The sequence below is a fragment of the Sphaerisporangium fuscum genome, from assembly GCF_018531465.1.
Classification (GTDB): domain Bacteria; phylum Actinomycetota; class Actinomycetes; order Streptosporangiales; family Streptosporangiaceae; genus Sphaerisporangium; species Sphaerisporangium fuscum.
Map to the genome: position 1 here is coordinate 150,987 of NZ_JAHDTF010000027.1, position 20,144 is coordinate 171,130.

The following is a 20,144-nucleotide window of genomic DNA, read 5'->3' on the forward strand; positions in this document are numbered from 1 at the left end:
TGTCGCGAAGGGATACTCCCCCCCTTAATCGAGGAGTATAGGCGAGCACATAAGCCTTACCTAATCAGCCTTTGCGCGCCGGGCGCGATCACCCGCCCCACGCCCTGTCCTCGCGTACCGGACCCGATGCCTCCGGGACACTGGGGGGCTACCTGCCCGGCGTGCCCGTCACCGTCTCGTACGCGCTCCGCACCGCCTCGACGGCGGCCTGCTCGTCAGGCAGGGGCCGTGCCAGGGCGGCCGAGGACAGGCGGCCAGCGAGAGCCGGGTCGGCGAGCAGCCGGGCGATCTCGCCGCGCAGGGCGGCCGCGTCGCCGGCCGGCACGAGCAGCGCGGCGTCCCCCACCATGCCGGGAACCCCTCCGACGGCGGTCGCGATGATCGGCTTGCCCGCCCGCAGCGCCTCGTGGATGTTCAGCGGCTGCCCCTCCCACCGGCTCGGCGACACCACGGCGTGCGCCGCCTGGAGCAGGTCGGCGATGTCGGCGCGCTGCCCCAGCAGCCGTACGGGCAGCGCCTCGGCGTCGACACGCGCCTGCAGGGCCTCGCGCAGCGGCCCCTCCCCCGCCACCGCGAACAGCGGGACCGCGCCCTCGTACGGCCCCCGCGCGGCCTCCAGCAGCGTCTCCAGGCCCTTCTGCTGGGCCAGGCGGGCGATCGTGAGGAGGATCGGGCGCTCGCCCGTCCCGAGCTCCTCGCGCACCTGCGCGGCCGTTCTCGCGGGCGGACGCAGCGGTGGCGCCGGGACGACGGCGGCGGCCACGCGACGCGCGCCCCGCACGGCCATCCTCTCGCCCAGGTCGGGGGCGACCACCAGCACCTGGTCGGCCCTCCTGGCGACGATGCGCTCCAGCAGCCCGTAGATCGCCCCGACGGCGCCGCCGGCGGTGAGCGCGTTGTGCAAGGTGACCACCAGCGGCGTACGGCGCCCGGTGAGGGCCAGGGCGGCCAGGGCCCCCGCGCGCAGCCCGTGAGCGTGGACGACGTCGGCCCCGCGCAGGAGCGTCCTGAGCCGTGCCACGGCGCGCAGGTCGCCGAGGGGCCGCGGCCGGTCGGAAACGGCGACTTCCGCGAAACGGGCCTTCTCGGAGAAGCCGAAGGCCTCGTCGGTGACCGCGGGCCCCGCGACGACCACCTGGTGGCCGAGGCGGGTGAGGCCGCCGGCCAGCATCCGCACGTGCCGGCCCACTCCGCCGGTGCTGGTGCCGAGCACCAGGACGACCCGCCTCACCGTCTCGGCCATCGCCGTCGCTCCCCTCACATCTCCCACCGGCCCGCCCTCGCGCGGCCGGCCCCTTCACACCCCTCGCGCCCCGGGACGCTCGGCGGCGGCGCCAGCCTCCGCTCCCTCGGTACGGCCGGGCGCGCCCGTCTCGGTCTCCTCCGCGGGGCCGGGCGTGCCCGTCCCGGCCTCGTCCGCACGGCCCGGCGTGACCCTCCCCGGATCCTGCGGGCGCCTCCGCGTGACCGCGCCGCGGACGCGGGCCAGCAGCGGCGCCAGGTCGCGCCTGTCGACCGCCGCCGCGACGGCCAGGGACACCGCCACGGCCGCCAGGCCGGCCAGCGCGGCCATGCCCGCGTGGGCGACCGGCCCGTGCACGGTCACCCGCGAGGTGATCGCCTGCCCGGCGAGGAACGCGGCGCCGCCCGCCGCCACGGCGGTCAGCAGGGCGCGTACGACCCCGGCCAGCGCCGCCGCGCCGTGCGCCCGGGCCACCGCGGCCAGCAGCAGCGCCGCTCCCGCCGTCATCCCGGCCGCACTGCCGAGGGCGAGACCGCCGAGCTTCCACGGGCCGGGGAAGGTCAGGGCGAACGCCGTCTGCGCGACCATGACCACCACCCACCCGGCCACGGTGCCCGAGGCGGCCGCGCGGCCCCTGGCCGAGGCGTACAGGACGCGGCCGAGATGGGCGACCAGGCCGTACCCGACCAGGCCCGGCGCGAACAGCGCGATGGACCTGGCGAGCTCCGCCGCGGACACGCTGGTCGGCATGCCGTCGACGAAGACCCCCGCCACGGGCGCCGCGACGGCGGCGAGCCAGCCCGCGGCCAGGCCGGAGACCAGCACCACGGCCCGCGTCGTCTGCGCGGACAGGGCGGCGAAACCCTGCCGGTCGCCGCTCTCGGCCCGCGCCGACAGCGCCGGGAACGCGCTGGTGGCGATGGGCACCGCCAGCACGGCGTACGGCACCTGGTAGACCGCCCAGGCGAAGCTGTAACCCGCGAGCGCGCCCCCGCCGACCCGCCGGTTGGCGAGCCACACCACCAGCGCCATCGCCGCCTGCTGGGCGATCAGGGCGCTCAGCCCGGCCACGGCGAGGCGGCGCACCTGACCGGCGACCCCGTCGGGGAAGCGGAACGTCGGCCGCAGCGGCAGGCGGAGCCGGGAGTACGGGCCGGCCACCGCCACCACGAGCGCCAGGACGCCCAGGGACGTGCCGACCGACAGGGCGAGCTCCGCGGGACGCGGCACCGACAGGCCGTCCACCGCCCGCCCGCCGAGCGGAACGAACGCCAGATACCCGACGATCACCACGAGACTGGACACCAGCGGCGCCACGGCGGGACCGGTGAACCGGCGATGGGCCTGCAGGACGCCGTACAGCACGACCGCCAGGCCGTACAGCGGGATCTGCGGCGCGAAGACGATCAGCATGCGGGTGGCGACGGCCGTCAGGTCGGCGCCGTCGCACCCGCCGACGTCGCCGGCCAGCAGCCGGATCACCGGCCCGGCGGCGAGCGCGGTGACGACACTGAGCGGGACGAGCAGGGCGAGCACCCACGTCAGCAGCGCGGAGGTGATCCGTCCGACCCGCCGGCGGGCCTCCTCGTCGTCGCCGGCCTGGGCACGGGAGGCGGCACCCGCCAGGACGGGGACCACCATGCCCGCGAGGGCGCCGCCGACGACGACCTCGAAGACGATATTCGGCACCTGGTTGGCCGTGACGTACGCCGTGGCCAGGCAGTTCGTGCCGACGGTGCGGGCCAGGACCACCTGCTTGGCGAACCCGACGACCCGCGCCAGGATCGTGACGACCCCGATCAGGACCGCCGCGGCCGCCAGGCCCTGGCCCACCCGTCTGGTCATGCGGGACGGCGGCCCAGCATGTCGAGGCGGTTCAGCACGCGGTTCCCCGCGATGACCTTGGTGAAGCTGACCTTCTCGGAGGCGGCGGTGAGCGCCACCACCCCGGCGAGGACGGCCAGGCGGGCGCGCGGCCGCAGACCGGCCACCGCCGCCACGCCGAGCAGCGCGCCGAGCGCGTTGGCGCCGGCGTCGCCGAGCATGGCCCGCTCGCCCAGGTCGTCGGGCAGCAGGGCGGCGGCGGCGCCGAGCGGCACGGCGGCGAGGGCCGCGCCGGCCGGGTCGTCCTTGGTGAGCGCGGCGGCGAGCAGCGGCCCGCCGGTCAGCAGCCCGACCTTGATCGCGCGCCCGGGACGCAGGTCGAAGAGGTTGGCCAGGTTGGCGCCGCCGGCGATCAGCGCGCCGTCGAGCAGCGTGCCGGCGGCGCGGGCGGCACCCGAGCGGGGAGCGGGACCGCCCGGCACGAGGGCGGCGGCGGCCAGGCCGGTCGCCCCGATGCCGAGGATCTTCACCGCGCCGCTGGTCACCTCGCCGCGCGCGAGCGCCGTCAGGTGGCCCTTGAAGCCCTTGGAGGAGGTGGCGCCCCGCAGGTCGTCGTACGCGCCGAGCGCGCCGCTGCCCACACCCGCCAGGACCGCCGCGGCGCGGACCCGCGGGGAAAGGCCCGGGGCGAGCGCGGCCGCCGCCCCGGCGCCGGCCGCGAACGCCGGCCCCTCGAGGAGGGTGAGCGTCTCGCCACGGTGGTTGTGACGGATCCAGGTCTTCTCGTCGCCGATCGGGGGACGCCGGTTGAACGCGGTGTAGGCGGCGCGGGCGGCGACGGCGCCGAGGGCCGCGCCGGCCAGGGCGCCGAGCCAGGAGCGGTGGGCCACAGCAGATCCCTCTTCGTCAGGCACCCATCAGGGGGCGTGGTCGTCAGGGGCAGGTCAGCCGCCCGAGCTCCCGTCGGGAGTGGGCGAGGGGGTGACGGCGGTGGGGGTCGGCTCGAGGGCCGTGGCGTCGGAGCCGAGGCCGTACTGCCCGGCGTCCCCGGCGACCTGCTCCCGCAGAGCGTAGACCACCACGGCCTTGCCGGACGCCATATCGGCGTTGTCGACGCTGGAGACCTTCAGCGCGACGTCGCTGTCGGCGCGCACGGCCGCGATCAGGCCCGCGGTGGCCGAGGTGGGGACGACCCCGGCGACGACGGCGCCCTCGCCGCCGCCGTCCAGCCCCGAGGCCAGCGAGACGATGGCGGCGGTCTGCGAGTCGGCGTCCTTGCCCTCGTACGCGGCGGCGGGGGCCATCAGGAGGGCGAGCGTGGCGCGTTTGCCGGGGTCGCCCTCGACGCTCAGCAGGCCGTCCTTCTCGAACGCCGCGAGCGCGTCGGGCGCGGCCGGGTCGGCCTTGCCCGCCTGCGCCTTGTCGGGCGTCAGGACGGCGGCGGCCAGCACCGCGGCGGCCTTGTCGTACGCCGTGGCGGCGGCCGGGAAGGTCATCGAGGCCGGCTTGGCGGTGGTGGCCAGCTGGTCGAGGGTGGCGGCCTGCTCGGCGCCGATGAACTTCTCGGTGAGCGTGACGCGCCCGGACACCACCGCCCCCGCGGCGGCGAGCACCTGCTGGAGCGGCTCGCGCAGCTTGGTGTCGGCGCCCGGCGCCTCCACCACGACCACGCGCTCGCCCGTCAGCGCCCCCTGCACGAGCTGCGGGAGACGGTCGGCGATGAAGGTGTCGCCGGCGTCCCCCCGGGTCTGCGCGACGCTGAGCTCGTTGAGCAGCTTGGCGTTGCTCTGGCGCAGCCCCGCGGCGACCTTCTCGGTGGAGGCGACCAGCGGGGCGTTCAGGACCGTGCTGCCGAGCACGATGCCGATGGCCAGCGCGAGGAAGATCGCGACGATGGAGACGATGTGATAGCGGAAATCGATCACGAGAAGAGTCCGACCAACCAGAAGACGAAACCGTTCCAGGCGTCACGAAGTCCGTTCAGCCAGACCTTGCCCATCGGAGAGAACCACAGGACCACCCCGACGGTGATCAGAGCGGTGGCCACCAGCAGCAGCAGTGAGCCGACCGAGATGCGGCTGCGGTAGAGCCGGTTGACGCCCTTGGCGTCGACCAGCTTGCCTCCGACCCGCAGCCTGGTGAGGAAGGTGCTGGCCATGCCGGAGCGTCCCTTGTCGAGGAACTCCACCAGCGTCGCGTGGGTGCCGACCGCCACGATGAGGCTCGCGCCCTTGTCGTCGGCGAGCAGCATCGCGATGTCCTCGCTGGTGCCGGTGGCGGGGAACACCACGGCCTGCTGGCCGAGCTGCTGGACGCGCTCCAGGCCCGGCGCCCGGCCGTCGCGGTAGGCGTGCACGATGAGCTCGGCGCCGCAGCACAGCGCGCGCTCCGACACCGAGTCGAAGTCGCCCACGATCATGTCGGGCAGGTACCCGGCCTCCATCAGCGCGTCGGCGCCGCCGTCGACGCCGATCAGCACCGGGCGGTACTCGCGGATGTAGGGGCGCAGGGTGGCGAGGTCTTCCTTGTAGTGGTAGCCGCGCACCACGACCAGGACGTGCCTGCCCTCCATGGAGGTGCGGATGTCGGGCACGCCCACACCGTCGATCAGCAGGTCGCGCTCGCGCCGGATGTACTCCATGGTGTTCATGGCGAAGTCCTCGATCTGGATCGACAGCCCCGCCCGCGCCTCCGACATCGCCGCCTCGACGCTCTCGGACGTCGCGATCTCGCCCTTGCCGACGAGCTCGTCGTCGAGGTGGACCGCCCCCTCGTGGACGCGCACCACCTCGCCGTCGCGGATGCGGTCGAACAGCTCGGGCGTGGCGTTGTCGATCAGCGTGACCCCGGCGTTGAGGAGGATCTGCGGGCCGAGGTTGGGGTAGCGGCCGCTGATGCTGGAGGCGACGTTCACCACGACGGAGGCTCCGCACGCGACAAGAGCCTCCGCGCTCACCCGGTCGACGTCCACATGATCGATGATCGCGATTTCCCCGGGCCTGAGGCGCTTGGTCAGCGTCTTGGTCCGCCGATCGATCCTCGCCACTGCCGTCACCCCGGGAAGGTCTGAAACCTTCCTGCGGCGGAGGCCCTGAACCCTAAAGGTCGGCACCTTCATCACGAACCATCCTGCCAGAGCGTGCGACCAAGATGGGCCCGCATCACGGCGTGTTTGACATCTCACTGACAGTGGGCCGCGGACGCTGTCCCCCGCACCGCGGATCCCGATTACCCTGATTAGCCCTTCGCACGCCCCCCAAGGGGACGGAAATCCTCCCCCATCATGGCCTCAGGCGACGGTGCCGCGCCGCCGAACCCGGGAGTCCGCGCGCGGCAGGACCGCCGACGGGTCGTCACCCCCACGGTCAGCCGGCCGCCTTGTCGGCGTCGGCGATCGACAGCAGCTCCTCGGCGTGGGCGCGGCCCAGCTCGGAGTCCTCCAGGCCGGCCAGCATGCGCGACAGCTCCCTCGTGCGCGCCTCGCGGTCGAGGGCGGTGACGCCGCTGCGCACGACGCTGCCGTCGCTCGCCTTCTCCACGACGAGATGCTGGTCGGCGAACGCCGCGACCTGCGGAAGGTGGGTCACGACGATCACCTGCGCCGTACGGGCCAGCCGGGCCAGCCGCCTGCCGATCTCGACCGCCGCCTTGCCACCCACCCCCGCGTCGACCTCGTCGAACACGAACGTCGGCACCGGGTCGGCGCCGGCGAACACCACCTCGATGGCGAGCATCACCCGGCTGAGCTCACCGCCGGAGGCGCCCTTGTTGAGCGGCAGCGCAGGAGCCCCCGGATGCGACATCATGCGCAGCTCGATCTCGTCGGCGCCCTCCGGGCCGAACTGGCCGCTCGGAGTGACGGCCACCACCACCCGCGCGTGGGGCATCGCCAGCGCGGCCAGCTCGGCGGTCACCGCCTCGCCGAAGCGCTCGGCGGCGGCGGTGCGGATCGCCGTCAGCTCGGCCGCCATCTCGGTGAGCCGGGCGGTGAGCTCCTCGTGCTCACGGGTGAGCTCGGAGATGCGGTCGTCGTCGCCCTCGAGCTCGGCGACCCGGGCCGCCGCGGCCCTGGCCCAGGCGAGGACGGCCTCGGTGTCCTCGCCGTACTTGCGCAGCAGGCCGTTGAGCAGGGCGCGGCGCTCCTGGACGGCGGCGAGCCGGGCCGGGTCGGCGTCGACCGACTCGGCGTAGGCGGCGAGCTCGGTGGCGACGTCGGAGACGAGGTACCCCGCCTCGGCCAGCCGGTCGCCGATGCCCGCCAGGGCCTGGTCGTACGATCGGACGGCCTCCACCGCCCCCCGCGCCCGCCCGAGCAGCGACACGGCGTCCTGCAGGCCCTGGGCGCTCGCCATGGGGTCGCCGAGCAGGGCGGTGTGGGCGTCGACCGCGGCATTCTTCAGGGAGTCGGCGTGCGCGAGGCGCTCCTCCTCCTGTTTGAGCTCGATCTCCTCACCCGGCCGCGGATCGACCTTCTCGATCTCTTCCAGGCCGAAGCGCAGATGGTCGGCCTCCTGGGCCCGCTCCCGCGCCTTGGTGGTGAGCTCCTGCAGCGTCTCGCCGACGTCCTTGTGCCGTTTGTAGGCCTGGGTGTAGGCGCGCAGCGGCTTGACCAGCTCCTCGCCGGCGTAGCGGTCGAGGGCGGCGCGCTGGCGGCCGGGCTGGAGGAGCCGCTGCTGGTCCATCTGGCCGTGGACCGCGACGAGGTCCTCTGCGAGGTAGGTGAGCGTGCCGACCGGCACCGAACGCCCGCCGAGCCACGCCCGCGAACGCCCCTCGGTAGAGACGGTGCGGGCGATGATGAGCTCGCCGTCCTCGATCTCGCCGCCGATGTCCTCCACCTGCTGGGCGACCCGGCCCTCGGGCTTCACGACCAGCGTGCCCTCGACCGTGGCCTTGTCGGTTCCGGGCCGGACACGCGCAGGGTCGGCCCGTCCGCCGAACAGCAGCCCGAGACCGGTCACCACCATGGTCTTGCCCGCGCCCGTCTCGCCGGTGACGACGGTCAGACCCGATGAGAGCTTGAGGACCGCCTCATCGATCACCCCGAGCCCTTTGATCCGGACCTCATCGACCCGTGGCCGCACTGGGTCCCTCCCGCCGTTTCGCCGCGCTGCCTCCGATCGGGCACCTCGCCGGACCGTCTGGGGCTTGGCTCGGTCACCTCTCCGTGCGGGTCGATCCTACGCGGAAATCGCCAAGGTTTTCGATGACTAGACCCGTACACGCCTCTCACCAGCCACTACGCGCCTGACTCAGGCGGTCCGTACGGGCGCGTTCGCGACGGCCCGTGGCCGCTCAGTGGCGGACGCGGCCGCGCCAGCCCTGCACGGGAAGGTCGAACTTGGCGACCAGCCGGTCGGTGAACGGCGCTCCGGTCTTGTCGAGGTCGTGCAGCCGCGCCAGCCGTACCGGGAGATCGGCGCGCCGTACCTCGACACGCACCCCCGGAGGCAAATCGAAGCGGCGCCGGCCGTCGCACCACAGCACCCCGCCGGGCGTCCCGGGAAGGACCTCCACGGCGATGGCCGACCGCGGCGAGACCACCAGCGGGCGCGCGAACAGCGCGTGCGCGCTGTTCGGCACGAGCAGCAGCGCCTCCACCTCCGGCCACACCACCGGCCCGCCCGCCGAGAACGCGTAGGCCGTCGAGCCGGTGGGGGTGGCGCAGATCACGCCGTCGCAGCCCCACCGGGACAGCGGGCGGCCGTCGATCTCGGCGACGACCTCCAGCATGCGGTCGCGCTTCTCGACGCTCGCCTCGTTCAACGCCCAGGTCGACGCCAGCACCTCACCGTTGGCGCGGACCTTCACGTCGATGGTCATGCGCTCCTCGACGCTGTACCGGCCCGCCACGACCCGGTCGACGGCCTCGGCGAGGTCGGCCATCTCCGCCTCCGCCAGGAAGCCGACGTGGCCGAGGTTCACCCCGAGCAGGGGCGTGCGGGCGGGGCGGGCCAGCTCGGCCGCGCGCAGCAGGGTGCCGTCGCCGCCCAGCACCATCAGCAGCTCGGCGTCCTCGGCCGCGGAGGCCGTGGCCGGGACGACGTCCACCCCCGGCACGCCCATCTCCTCGGCCTCGGCCTCCACGACGCGGACCGTGAAGCCCGCGTCGAGGAACCGCTCGACCACCAGCCGCGCGCTCTCGACCGCCGGACCGCGCCCGGTGTGGGCGGTGATCAGAACCGTGCGCTTGACATCAGTCATGGTCCACTCCGCTCGTCCGGCGGGCACTCGCGGACGTCGCCCGACGGGCCCGTACGCCCGTCACCGCACGTCCCGTCTCTCGGCGAGAGACGCCCGCGCCCGGTCGCGTCATCTGTGCGTCCCCGCGCCCAGGCCCCCACGAGTACGGGGACCGGCACGGCGATGGTTCACCGGGTACCGGTGCGGCCCCTCCCGGAGGCCTGCGACCGGCCCGCACTACTGGGGGCCTTCCGCGACGGCCCGCAGGATCTCGGCGTCGAGATCGGGCAGCGAGGCCCCGCCGGGACCCTTGCCGAGCCAGATGAGGTACTCGACGTTCCCGGACGGCCCGGGGAGCGGGCTCGCGGTCACGCCGCGCACCGACAGCGACAGCGCCGACGCCGCCTCCGCCACGTCGCGTACCGCCCCCGCCCGAAGCTCCGGATCGCGTACGACGCCGCCGGCGCCGACGCGCTCCTTGCCCACCTCGAACTGCGGCTTCACCAGCATCACGAAGTCGGCCTCGGGGGCGGCGCAGGCCGTCAGGGCGGGCAGCACCAGGCGCAGCGAGATGAACGACAGGTCGCCCACCACCAGCGTCGGCGGCTCGCCCACCATCTCAGGGGTGAGGTCGCGGACGTTGACGCGTTCCATGACGGTCACCCGCTCGTCGGTGCGCAGCGACCAGGCGAGCTGGCCGTACCCGACGTCCACGGCGAGCACGTGAGCGGCGCCGTGACGCAGCAGCACGTCGGTGAACCCGCCCGTGGAGGCGCCCGCGTCGAGGCAGCGGCGCCCCCGGACGGTGAGGCCGTGCGGTCCGAACGCCTCCAGTGCGCCCAGCAGCTTGTGGGCGCCCCGCGACACGTAGTCGGGCCCCTCCGGGGCCTCCGCCACCACGATCGCCGACGCGGTGTCGACCTGGGTCGCCGGTTTGGCCGCGGTACGGCCGCCCACGCTGACCCGGCCGCCGGCGATCAGGTCCGCAGCCTGCTCACGGGAACGTGCCAGGCCCCGCCGCACCAGCTCGCTGTCCAGACGGATGCGCCGGCTCAACGCGCCCACCCCCCGGCACGAGGCAGGGGGCGGCGCCGCGGGAACAGGCCGCACAGGGCTCCAGGACGGACGCTCACGGGCGCTCGTCCCCCCCTGCGGCCGAGACGTCCTCCACCGAGGCGAGCGTCGCCTCGAGGCCGCTCAGCACCTCCTCGAACACCGCGACGTGCTCCCGCACCGGGACCTCGCCGAGGCCGTCCAGCCGCGCCAGGGCCGCCCCCACGCGAACCTCGCCGCTCTCCGTCATCCGCCTTCTCACCCACCTGCGTCATCATCGGGGCCGAGGCGCCGCTCGCCGTCACGGCGCGCCCCCGGGCCACGATGCCGGTGTCGCGCCGGGTGACCTTCCGCACACCCCATGGCCGTAGACCTGACCGTATCGGAAGCGGCGGCGACTGCGATGCTCTTCTCCCGCCGGCCGCGCCCGCGCGCCGGATTTCGCGTAGTACTCCAGTGAAACGCTACCTTCCGTAGGTCAGACAGCTTCGGCGGATGAGAAGAGGTACGACGCATGGCGACCGTCGACGAGTGCCGGGCGGCGCTGGACAAGCTAGCCGAGCAGTTCGGCGAGCTTGATCAGGAGACCCGTACGAAGCACGTGGTGAACAGGACGTTGAGCTGCCTGATCAGCGACCTGGGCGTCACCTTCCACGGGCGGATCCACCAGGAGGGCCTGGAGCCGTTCACGCAGACGCCCCCCGTGGACGGGCGCCCGGCGGAGGTGCGGATCCGCATCTCCAGCGACGACCTGCTGTCGATGGTGAACGGCGAGCTCGACATGGCCAGGGCCCTGCTGGGAGGCCGCGTGAAGATCGACGCCAGCCTCGGGGACCTCCTTCGCCTGCGCAAACTGCTGTGACCACCTGTCTCGCCCGCCGCCCCACCCCCGCGTCCCCAGAAACGCACCCGGCCGCGCCCGCTGAGCCGCGCTCACTGAACCGCGCCGTCTCGAACTGCGCCCGGTGAACCGCGCTCACTGAACCGCGCCGTCTCGAACTGCGCCCGCTGAGCCGCGCTCGCTGAATCGAGCGGGCGCCATGACGCCGAGCCGCGCCTGTGCCCCCGGAGTCGCGAAAGCCGCGCCGGGACCCGCCCAACACGACGGCCAAGATCCCGGCAGCCTCCGTCGAACCCCGATCCGTGAACGGCAGGCCCGATCGAGGCCACCGAGGCCACCGAGGCCACCGAGGCCAAGACTCCCGCCCACCACGGCAAGATCGCCCATCACACCAAGCTCACCCGCACTCCCGCCGTCCTGGTCACCCCCCGCGCCAGTCGCGCCCGCCCTGGGCCCCAACGACGCCCCGCAGACCGTCCCACCCCCTCAAACCACTACACCCCAGGCAGACTCCTCCCACCCCCTCAAACCACCACACCTCAGGCAGACTCCTCCCACCGACGCTCCGGCCGTCGACAACGCTCCGCTTGGGAACCCGCCCCCTATAGCCGCCCGCATCAGGCGGTTCCTCCTGTGGGGTCTGCTGGGTGCTTCAGAGGTCGAGGGACTCCAGGGCCTGCTTCAGGTCGTCTTCGTCGGCTCGGCCCTCACCGGCGTGGGCCCAGGCGGCAGCGCACGCGGCCCGCAGTCCGTCGATCGGGTCGCCGTCGCCGGAAAGACGCAGAGAGCCCGATTCCCACCGCGCCACCCACGCGCCCCGCCGCCACCGGTCCCCCTCCCGCGCTACCGGCGCGGCCGGCTCGAGCAGGCCGGACACGTCCTCGGCGATGTGCGTGGGCCGATGTTCGGGCGCGGCGGTGAGCAGGTGGAGCGCTCTGGTGACCCCGCTCAGCACCAGCAGGCTGTCGACGCCTGCCCGGGTGGCGGCCTCCACGTCGGTGTCCAGCCGGTCCCCGACGATGAGGGGCCGCTCGGCTCCGGTGCGAAGCATGGACTCCCTGTGGAGCGGAGGTTCGGGCTTGCCCGCGACCACGGGCTCGACTCCGGTCGCCGTGGCGATCACCCGGGACATGGCGCCGTTCCCGGGGACCACACCACGGCTGGTCGGCATCGTGGTGTCTCCGTTGGCGGCCACGAACCAGGCGCCCTGCCTCACGGCGAGCGCACCCTCGGTGAGCAGGCCGTACGACAGGTCGGGCGAGATGCCCTGGACAACGGCCGCCGGTGCCTCCGCCGCGGCCGTCACGGGGCGCAGCCCCTGGGCTCGTACGGCGTGTCGCAGGCCCATACCGCCGACGACCAGCACGGCCGAGCCGGCAGGAACGCGCTCGGCGATCAATCTCGCTGCGGCCTGGGCGGAGGTCACGACGTCCTCGGCCGTGGCCGGCACGCCGAGGGCGACCAGATGGTCGGCGATCGCCGCCGGTGTCCGCGAAGCGTTGTTGGTGACGTACGCGAGCCGTACTCCCGTCCCGTGGGCGCGTGTGAGGGCCTCAGGGGCGCCCTTCACCGCCTCACGGCCGAGATAGACGACCCCGTCGAGATCGAGCAGCAGGGTGTCGTAACGATCGATCAGTGGGGGCTCCATGCCCCCACTATTTCCGATGCCACCCCCGAACACCGACCCGCCCCTCCTTCCCCCATTCCCTCCCCCACCTCGAACAGCCATCGCTCAGCCCGAACCGACATCGCTTAGCGCCGAACCGACATCACTCAGCCCCGAACCGACATCACTCAGCCCCGAACCGACATTCGACGACGTCGGACTCCCCCGCCGGGGGCGCCACGGGACACTGCCCCCCAAGGTGGGCCGGGCGGCGATCGTGGCGCGGTGGAACTACACCTCTCTGGCGCGCAACGTGGCTCGGACCTGCTTCAGTGCCGACACGTAGTCACGGAGGTCAGGGCGCATCGCCACCGCGATGGCCAAGGGTTCCTGGGCCGCTTCCATGTCACCCGTGCGCCACAGCGACATGCCCAAGCCGAAATAGGCGTAGTCCTCGGTGGGGTTCGCCGAGACGATCCAGCGGAAGCTGTCGGCCGCGTCCTCATATTGCCGGGAGTTGAACTGCGCTCGGGCGAGTGCCTCCCTGATGCTCCGGGAATCAGGCTCGGCATCGGCCGCTCGGGCCAGGATCGCCGCCGCCGCCGCGGGACTGCCGTCCTTGAGCAGCTTCACACCTCTCTGGAACCACTCATAGACACCGCCCGCCGGGGCAGCGGGCTCGTAGTCGGGGGAGCCGGGCTGGCCGCTTCGTCCCTGCGTCATCTTTCCGAGGCCTCCTTCAGACGACATGTCATCCCGGCTTCCTGACGAGCCGGGCAGCGCTGCGACGTCGGGGCTGTCTCTGAGCGACTTGGGCCTTTATGGCACCATGCCCGGTATGGCGAATCCTGAACTGCCGTCGCCCGATGGGCTGGTGCTGCGCCCCTTCCGTGGCGTGCGATTCGCAGTCGACGATCTGGCCGCAGTCACCTCCCCGCCGTACGATCTCGTCTCTCGGGAAGACATCCAGACTCTTCTGGACGCCCACCCAAACAACGTGGTCCGTCTGATCCTTCCCGGCGCCGACCAGCACTGCTATGGGGAGGCGCGAGAGTCGCTGTCGTCATGGCTGCGATCGGGCGTGCTCGCCGTGGACGAGACGCCGGCCCTCTACGTGTACGAGCAGAGCGGACCAGGCTTCCTGCTGCGCGGGCTGATCGGGGATCTGGGTTTGTCGGGGCCCGAGAAGCACATCGTGTTGCCTCACGAGGACGTCATGCCCAAGACGGTCGCCGACCGCCTCGCCCTGATGAGGACGACCGAGAGCAACCTGGAGCCCATCTTCCTGCTCTACGCGGGCGACGGCGGCGACGCGGCGCGCCTGATCGACGAAGTGGCCGCGACACGCCCACCCGTGGTCGACGTGCGCACCGACGACGACATCTCGCACCGCCTCTGGGCGCTCACCGACCCCGGCGAGCACGCGGCCGTGGCCGCGGACCTCCGCGACCGCCAGGCGCTGATCGCCGACGGCCACCACCGGTACGCCACCTATCTGGCCCTCCAGCGTGAATACCACGCCGAAGGCCGAGGCCCCGGGCCCTGGGACTTCGGACTGGCCCTCCTGGTCGACTCCACGGCCTACCCTCCCGATCTCAAACCCATCCATAGGGTGATCCCCGGGCTGCCCCTGGGGAAGGCGGCGGCGCGCGCCAAGGGCGCCTGGCAGGTGCATGAGTTCGCCCACGTCGACGAAGCCCTCGCGGCGCTCGGCAGAGCCGTGGGGCCGGCTTTCGTCCTCGCCGGGAACGGCCCCAGCCATCTGCTCACCGATCCGGACCCCGTGCAGGTGGACCATGCCATGCCCGCGTCGCGATCCGCTCGCTGGAAGTCGCTCGTCACCTCGATCCTCTCGGAGTTCCTCCTGCCGAAGGTGTGGGGCATGCGCGACGACGAGCAGGCGGTGCGGATCGTGCACCACGATCCGCACATCGCCATCCGCATGGCCCGGGAGGGCTCCGGCACCGCTGTGATCGTCCCGCCGCTGCGGGTCGAGGACGTGCTCGCCGTGGCCGCCGAGGGTGAGCGAGTGCCCCGCAAGTCCACGTCGTTCGGCCCGAAACCCCGCACCGGCCTCGTCCTTCGCACGTTCGCCACCGACTCCTCCTGAACCGCCGGTCCTGACCACCCGGCGGCTGCCCCTGAACCGGCTCCTCCGCTTGCACCGGCTCTCCCCCTTGAGCCGACTCCTCCCCTTGCACCGGCTCTTCCCCTTGCGCCAGCCACCCTCTTCACAGCTGCCACGGTGTTCACAGCTGCCGCATCATTCATGCCTGCCACCGCCTTCACGCCTGCCGCTTTTCCAGGGGCGAATGCCTCTGGCGGAGCCGTCCTCGAAACGCGCCTCCCTTTCACGCCTCGCCAGCGGTGCGAAGCCCGGCGGAGGCGGCGGGCCCGCCGGCCCCCGCAGGGGAAGCATCGGGCGGGCACTCGGGGTGCCCGCCGTATCGCCCCTCTGGAGCGGCCGCGGTCCTGGCGGACGGCCGGTTGCGCGGCGGCCCGGCCGGCTCGACGGTGCTGACCCGGTGGACCTCCACCTCGTAGGTGCTCGCCCCCCCGCCGGGCCCGCTCCAGAACCGGTGGTGGAGCGCTCCTTCGACGCTGACCACGTCGTCGACCCGCCACCGGGCCACCAGCGCGGCCACCTCCGGGTCGAAGGCCACGCAGGCGATACCGTCGGACTTCTTGCTGCTCGGATGGCCGGGCGGCCGCCGGACCGCGAGGCCCCACATCATCATCTGATCGCCGCTGGGCAGGCGTCTGTCTCTCGGCGGCCGGGACACGCGCCCGACCAGCCTGACCTCGTTGCGGTGCATCATCATGCCTCTCCTCGGATCCCATCGATCGGGGATCATTCTGCGAGGCGAGGGCGGGGCCGAAATGACCCGAGCGCGGTTCTGTGGATAACCGGCACATGAGCCGCGAGGCGATCGGGGGCGCCCGGAGAACCTCGACCGTCCCGGTTCAGGCCACAGCACGATCTGCCGTCCCGCGCCCGTGGATCTTCTCAGGGAGGCCGACGAGGTGAAACGAGTCACTCGTGCCCCGATGCGCCATGTGCCCTACGCTCGTCTTCGAACGTGGGGGACCGGTTCGGCGACAGGGACCAAGGGAGCGCCTGTGGACAACGTGACGCCGCTCGGCGGCGACGTCTATGAGATCGACACGCGGATGGCCGGGTACTCCGGCATTACCGCCGGCTACCTGATCCTCGGCGACCGGCCCTGCCTGGTGGAGACCGGTACCTCCACCTCCGCCCCCATCGTCCGCGACGCCCTCACCTCTCTCGGCGTCGGCCCCGACGACCTCGCCACCGTCGTCGTCACGCACATCCATCTCGACCACGCCGGAGGCGTGGGCGACATCGCCGGCTACTACCCATCCGCCGAGATCGTCGTCCACGAGAAGGGGGCGAGGCACCTCGTCGACCCCTCACGGTTGATGGCCAGCGCCCGCATGGTCTGGGGTGACAAGCTGGACACCCTCTTCGGCACCCTGGCGGCGACGGAGGCGGCCCGTATCCGGGCGCTCGGGGACACCGGAGCGATCGACCTCGGCGGCGGACGCGTGCTCTCCAGCCACTACTCCCCCGGCCACGCCAAACACCATGTCGGCCTGCTCGACTCGTTCACCGGCGACCTGTACGTCGGCGACGCCGCCGGGGTGTACCTTCCGGAGACCGGTGACCTTCGCCCGGCGACGCCGCCCCCGGACTTCGACCTGCAGACCGCCCTCGACTCTGTGGCCCTGTTCGGCGCTCTCGGCCCCCAGCGGCTGCTCTTCAGCCACTACGGCCCCGTCGCGGACGTGGCCGGAACACTTGAGCGGTCGGCCGAGGAACTACGGGTGTGGGTCGACCTGACGCGCCAGGCCCATGCGCAGGGGATGGATCTCGACCACGCCGTGGCCATGGTGCGCGACAGGACCCGGGAGCGGTACGCGGCGCTGGCGTCCGAGGGCGACGATGCGGACATGGCGGAGCAGTTCGAAATGCTCAGCGGCGCGCCCTCGAACGTGGCCGGCATCCTGCACTGGTTGAACCGCGTTCAGCCAGACCAGCGGTAGCGTTTGCGCCGTTTTCGGCGACCGTTGCGGTAAATGCCCCGAAAAGTCCGCTATCCAGCTAATTCATGGAAGGCGCAAACCCACGCCGATTCGAATCCGTTTCGGCATGCATAGGATCCGTCCGGCGTGGGAACGAAGGCTGGCGGGCGCCGCGCGACTTCACGCTCAACGGCGCCCACCACCCTTCGTCGGTCTTTCACGACGTCTCAGACTTCACCGCCGGTCGTGCTTCTCCGGGGCGGCATCGCTGTCATCGTCAAAATCCCCCGGAAGTGCCCCCTCCGAAACACCGAAGTCGGGCTCGATGAACGCCGGGGCCATCCCGGGCTCCAGAACGGTCTTGACGGCCGTCCCCGGCTTGTCATCAGCGATGTCCCCGGAGCCGTCGGCCGCGTCCCCGGAACCTTCGGTCGTGGCCGCCTCGCCGCTCGGCTCTTCAGCGACGGACGACGCGGAGTGCTCGCCGGCCCCGTCACGGTCGCCTGCACCCGGCTCGACCTCCTGCGGCTCCGCCTCGGCCGTACCGGTCTCCGGCTCCGTCTCGAGCACGTCGACGCCCACCACGTCCGTCTCCTCGACGTCCGAGGGGGCCGTCTCGCCGGCGTCGTCCGACGGCTCGTCCTCGCTCTCCTCCGCCTCGGCGGGCACGACGTCGCCGCTGTCATCCAGGGGAAGGACGTCCTCTTCGTCCTCCTCCTCGATGTCCTCGATGACGGCGCCCGTCAGCTCGGCGTACCGCTCCGCCGCGTCCGTCTCGCCGTCCTCGTCGAACGCCATGGCCCGCTCGAACCAGTCGGTCGCCGCCTCCTCATGGCCGGCCTCGGCCAGGGCGTCGGCGTAAGCGAAGGCCAGGCGCGCCGACCAGGGGCGAGGCTCCTGGCTGCGCAGCTCGGGGACCCGCTGCAGGGTGATCACCGCGGCGTCGTGCTGGCCGAGGTCGCGGCGGGCACCGGACTCCACGATCGCGAGCTCGATGCGGCCGGCCCGGTCGAGACGCTCTGCCTCGGGGGAACGGACCAGGTCGATCGCGCGCTCCGGACGCCCGAGGCCGCGCTCACAGTCGGCCATGATGGGCAGGAACTCGTCCGATCCGGTCATCCTGCGCGCGGCCCGCAGGTCGCTGAGCGCCTCGGCGTAGTGCCCCGCCCGGTACGCCGCGAGGCCTACGGCCTCCCGTACGACGCCGATGCGCGCGGCGAACCGCCGGGCGACCTTCGCGTGCTCGTAGGCCAGGGCGGCGTCCTCGTCCCCGAGGGCCCGCTCGGCCGCGACCAGGTGGGAGGCGATCAGATCCGCGAGGTCGTTCGGGAGGGAACGCAGCTCGTCCCTGACCTCCTTGTCGAGCTCATCGGGGGTGATGTCGGCCGCCAGCGGCGGCAGCGGCGCACGCTCCTCGCGGGGAGCACGCTCGGAGTCACGCTCGAACGGACGGTCCTGCTCGCGGCCGTACCGAGCACGCGTGCCACCCCTGTCGGAGTGCGGCGCCCCGCCGCCGCGGCCCTCACGCGGTACGTATCCGTCCCGCTCACGGTGCTCGTACGGACGCCCCTCGCGGCGACCACGGTCGTCACGCCCCTCGCGCGGGCCGCGGTCGTCACGCCCCTCACGGCTGAAGGGACGCGGACCGGCCCCCGCTCGGTCGTCGCGCTGGAAGGGACGGCGCTCGCGCTCACCGCGGTCGTCCCGGCGGTAGGGGCGATCTTCGCGACCCTCGCGGTAGGAGGGACGCTCGGTGAAGCCACCGCGCTCCCCGCGAGGCCCCCGGTCGTCGCGTACCTCACGGCCTTCGCGACCTTCCCGGCTGAAGGGACGCGGACCGCTTCCCCTGCGGTCGTCCCGCTGATAGGAGGAACGGCCGCGGTCATCTCGATCGTAGGAACGGCTACGGTCGTCACGGTCGAACCCACGGCCGCGGTCGTCGCGGTCGAATGAACGGCCCCCGCCACGTCCGTACCGGTCATCCCGGTTGTACGGACGAGCGCCGCCGCGGTCGTCGCGGCCCTCACGGTTGTACGGACGAGCGCCGCCGCGGTCGTCGCGGCCCTCACGGTTGTACGGACGCGGGCCCGGGGCCCGGCGGTCGTCCCGCTGGAACGAACGGCCGGCGCGGTCACCGCCCTCGAAGGAACGCCCGCTGCGATCGTCACGATCGCGGTAACCCGAGGACCCGGCGAAACCGCCCTCACGGCGATCGCCGTAGCGAGGACCGGGACGGCCGCCGCGGTCGCCGCCACGAGGGGAACCCTCACCCCGAGACCCGTACGAGCCCCGGTCGCCGCCCGTGCGGTCGCGGTCGCCTCGGCCGTAGGAACGCTCGCCGCCGAAACCGCCCCTGTCACCGCGGTCGAACGACCGTCCCTGACGGCCGCCGCGGTCGTCACGGTCGAAGTGCCGGGCGGGGCGGTCACCGCGGTCGCGCTGGTCGCGGTCGTCACCGCGCCCCCGGCCCCTATCCCCTCCGCCGTCCCGGCCGTAGGGTCGCTCGTCGCGGTTGTCGCGCTGGTACGGACGTCCGCCGCGGGAGTCACGGTCGCGGGACCCGTACGGGCCGGCGGGACGGCCTTCACGACGCTCGCCATAGCGGGGCCCGTCCCCAGGACGTCCCTCTCGACGGCCGCCACCCGAGCGGTCGAATCCACCGCCCGGCCTGCCGCCTCTGCCGCCCTCGGAGCGGTCGCCGCGGTTGTATCCACCGGAGCCTCTGCCCGGGCGGTAGCCACCTTCGTCCTGGCGGCCCGAGTCCTCACGTCCGTTATCTCTGTTCACTTCTGTCCTTAGTTGCTCGCTGATCGCGTCCAGTGCGATCTGCGTTCACTCACCGCGCCGACCCTGTGCGGCGGGAGGAGACGATCTATCGGGGCCGCGGGACACAGATCCCTTTCCTGTGTCGCTACCGCCCTCGGCGCCTTTGCCCCTTACGTGACGAAGGCCACCCGTGGTGGGGTGGCCCGGCAGACCCAGCCTAGCAAGGACGAGAGCCTGCGCGGGACGGACTGCCGGCACGCCCTCTGTCTTCACGGCCCTGCCCTCACCGGCTCGGCGAATCACTCAGCGCGATGACATTCATGCCGAGATCGCGCACTTGCCGCGCAGAAACAGAAAAGGGCCGCCCACGGCGTGGACGGCCCTCACAATGAACCCGCATCAACACCCGCAGCCGCGAATGTCTTCCCCCCACACAGCGGTAAGGGCCACCCGCCAAGCGGGTGGCCCTTACCGTATGAAAAATTTGTCCGGCGGCGTCCTACTCTCCCACACCGTCCCCGGTGCAGTACCATCGGCGCTGGAAAGCTTAACTTCCGGGTTCGGAATGTAACCGGGTGTTTCCC

General features: G+C 72.9%; 16 protein-coding genes and 1 rRNA gene. 3 read left to right on the plus strand and 14 right to left on the minus strand.

Annotation, left to right across the window (positions count from 1 at the left end; genetic code table 11):
• Positions 1–148 precede the first annotated feature (148 nt).
• The 9 genes from KIK05_RS32135 to KIK05_RS32175 all read right to left on the minus strand — a co-directional run bounded on the left by KIK05_RS32135 (position 149) and on the right by KIK05_RS32175 (position 10,553).
• Positions 149–1,243, minus strand: a complete 1,095-nt coding sequence (locus tag KIK05_RS32135) for a glycosyltransferase family 4 protein (RefSeq protein WP_214414585.1) — start codon at positions 1,241–1,243, stop codon at positions 149–151.
• A 54-nt stretch (positions 1,244–1,297) separates the two neighbouring features.
• The gene (murJ, locus tag KIK05_RS32140) at positions 1,298–3,088 is read right to left on the minus strand and encodes a murein biosynthesis integral membrane protein MurJ (protein WP_214414586.1); all 1,791 of its coding nucleotides are present in this window, start codon (positions 3,086–3,088) and stop codon (positions 1,298–1,300) included.
• On the minus strand, positions 3,085–3,957 hold the full coding sequence (locus KIK05_RS32145) for a hypothetical protein (RefSeq protein WP_214414587.1): 873 nt from the start codon (positions 3,955–3,957) through the stop codon (positions 3,085–3,087). Before KIK05_RS32145 ends, murJ begins: the two co-directional genes overlap by 4 nt.
• Before the next feature lie 54 nt (positions 3,958–4,011).
• Positions 4,012–4,992, minus strand: a complete 981-nt coding sequence (locus KIK05_RS32150) for a copper transporter (protein WP_214414588.1) — start codon at positions 4,990–4,992, stop codon at positions 4,012–4,014.
• Positions 4,989–6,185, minus strand: coding sequence for a putative cytokinetic ring protein SteA (gene steA, locus KIK05_RS32155; RefSeq protein ID WP_214414589.1), 1,197 nt, complete (start codon positions 6,183–6,185; stop codon positions 4,989–4,991). The genes KIK05_RS32150 and steA overlap by 4 nt, the downstream gene beginning before the upstream one ends.
• 247 nt (positions 6,186–6,432) lie before the next feature.
• On the minus strand, positions 6,433–8,151 hold the full coding sequence (gene recN, locus KIK05_RS32160; RefSeq protein WP_214414590.1) for a DNA repair protein RecN: 1,719 nt from the start codon (positions 8,149–8,151) through the stop codon (positions 6,433–6,435).
• 211 nt (positions 8,152–8,362) lie between these two features.
• Positions 8,363–9,271: an NAD kinase gene (locus KIK05_RS32165; RefSeq protein ID WP_214414591.1), complete on the minus strand. Its 909-nt coding sequence runs from the start codon at positions 9,269–9,271 to the stop codon at positions 8,363–8,365.
• A gap of 216 nt (positions 9,272–9,487) precedes the next feature.
• Positions 9,488–10,306 (minus strand): TlyA family RNA methyltransferase, encoded by an 819-nt coding sequence (locus KIK05_RS32170; protein ID WP_250563798.1) that lies wholly within the window; start codon positions 10,304–10,306, stop codon positions 9,488–9,490.
• 73 nt (positions 10,307–10,379) lie between these two features.
• Entirely contained in the window at positions 10,380–10,553 is a 174-nt protein-coding gene (locus tag KIK05_RS32175; RefSeq protein WP_214414593.1) for a hypothetical protein, read from the minus strand.
• A 264-nt stretch (positions 10,554–10,817) separates the two neighbouring features.
• Here KIK05_RS32175 and KIK05_RS32180 point away from each other — a divergent pair, with 264 nt between their 5' ends.
• Complete coding sequence (locus KIK05_RS32180) at positions 10,818–11,165, plus strand: SCP2 sterol-binding domain-containing protein (RefSeq protein WP_214414594.1); 348 nt, start codon at positions 10,818–10,820, stop codon at positions 11,163–11,165.
• Between the two features lie 631 nt (positions 11,166–11,796).
• On the opposite strand, the gene KIK05_RS32185 is transcribed toward KIK05_RS32180, so the two are convergent.
• Both KIK05_RS32185 and KIK05_RS32190 read right to left on the minus strand, forming a co-directional pair.
• Complete coding sequence (locus KIK05_RS32185; RefSeq protein WP_214414595.1) at positions 11,797–12,792, minus strand: HAD-IIA family hydrolase; 996 nt, start codon at positions 12,790–12,792, stop codon at positions 11,797–11,799.
• 249 nt (positions 12,793–13,041) lie between these two features.
• Positions 13,042–13,473 (minus strand): tetratricopeptide repeat protein, encoded by a 432-nt coding sequence (locus tag KIK05_RS32190; protein ID WP_214414596.1) that lies wholly within the window; start codon positions 13,471–13,473, stop codon positions 13,042–13,044.
• 115 nt (positions 13,474–13,588) lie between these two features.
• Between KIK05_RS32190 and KIK05_RS32195 the strand changes: the two genes are divergently transcribed.
• Complete coding sequence (locus tag KIK05_RS32195) at positions 13,589–14,860, plus strand: DUF1015 family protein (protein WP_250563799.1); 1,272 nt, start codon at positions 13,589–13,591, stop codon at positions 14,858–14,860.
• A gap of 241 nt (positions 14,861–15,101) precedes the next feature.
• Here the strand turns inward: KIK05_RS32195 and KIK05_RS32200 are convergent, their stop codons facing one another.
• Entirely contained in the window at positions 15,102–15,572 is a 471-nt protein-coding gene (locus tag KIK05_RS32200; RefSeq protein ID WP_214414598.1) for a single-stranded DNA-binding protein, read from the minus strand.
• Positions 15,573–15,870: 298 nt separating this feature from the next.
• Between KIK05_RS32200 and KIK05_RS32205 the strand changes: the two genes are divergently transcribed.
• Entirely contained in the window at positions 15,871–16,815 is a 945-nt protein-coding gene (locus KIK05_RS32205; protein WP_308250197.1) for an MBL fold metallo-hydrolase, read from the plus strand.
• A gap of 213 nt (positions 16,816–17,028) precedes the next feature.
• On the opposite strand, the gene KIK05_RS32210 is transcribed toward KIK05_RS32205, so the two are convergent.
• Both KIK05_RS32210 and rrf read right to left on the minus strand, forming a co-directional pair.
• A complete protein-coding gene (locus KIK05_RS32210; RefSeq protein ID WP_214414599.1) occupies positions 17,029–19,581 on the minus strand; it encodes a hypothetical protein in 2,553 nt (850 codons plus the stop codon).
• Positions 19,582–20,046: 465 nt separating this feature from the next.
• A 5S ribosomal RNA gene (gene rrf, locus KIK05_RS32215) occupies positions 20,047–20,144 on the minus strand; the annotation flags it as partial.

What these genes read in the sequence shown, in the direction of transcription:
- KIK05_RS32135 (WP_214414585.1), bottom strand. Translation starts at nt 1,243, where the DNA reads ATGGCCGAGACGGTGAGGCGGGTCGTCCTGGTGCTCGGCACCAGCACC.
- murJ (WP_214414586.1), bottom strand. Translation starts at nt 3,088, where the DNA reads ATGACCAGACGGGTGGGCCAGGGCCTGGCGGCCGCGGCGGTCCTGATC.
- steA (WP_214414589.1), bottom strand. Translation starts at nt 6,185, where the DNA reads ATGAAGGTGCCGACCTTTAGGGTTCAGGGCCTCCGCCGCAGGAAGGTT.
- KIK05_RS32165 (WP_214414591.1), bottom strand. Translation starts at nt 9,271, where the DNA reads ATGACTGATGTCAAGCGCACGGTTCTGATCACCGCCCACACCGGGCGC.
- KIK05_RS32175 (WP_214414593.1), bottom strand. Translation starts at nt 10,553, where the DNA reads ATGACGGAGAGCGGCGAGGTTCGCGTGGGGGCGGCCCTGGCGCGGCTG.
- KIK05_RS32180 (WP_214414594.1), top strand. Translation starts at nt 10,818, where the DNA reads ATGGCGACCGTCGACGAGTGCCGGGCGGCGCTGGACAAGCTAGCCGAG.
- KIK05_RS32185 (WP_214414595.1), bottom strand. Translation starts at nt 12,792, where the DNA reads ATGGAGCCCCCACTGATCGATCGTTACGACACCCTGCTGCTCGATCTC.
- KIK05_RS32190 (WP_214414596.1), bottom strand. Translation starts at nt 13,473, where the DNA reads ATGACGCAGGGACGAAGCGGCCAGCCCGGCTCCCCCGACTACGAGCCC.
- KIK05_RS32195 (WP_250563799.1), top strand. Translation starts at nt 13,589, where the DNA reads ATGGCGAATCCTGAACTGCCGTCGCCCGATGGGCTGGTGCTGCGCCCC.
- KIK05_RS32200 (WP_214414598.1), bottom strand. Translation starts at nt 15,572, where the DNA reads ATGATGATGCACCGCAACGAGGTCAGGCTGGTCGGGCGCGTGTCCCGG.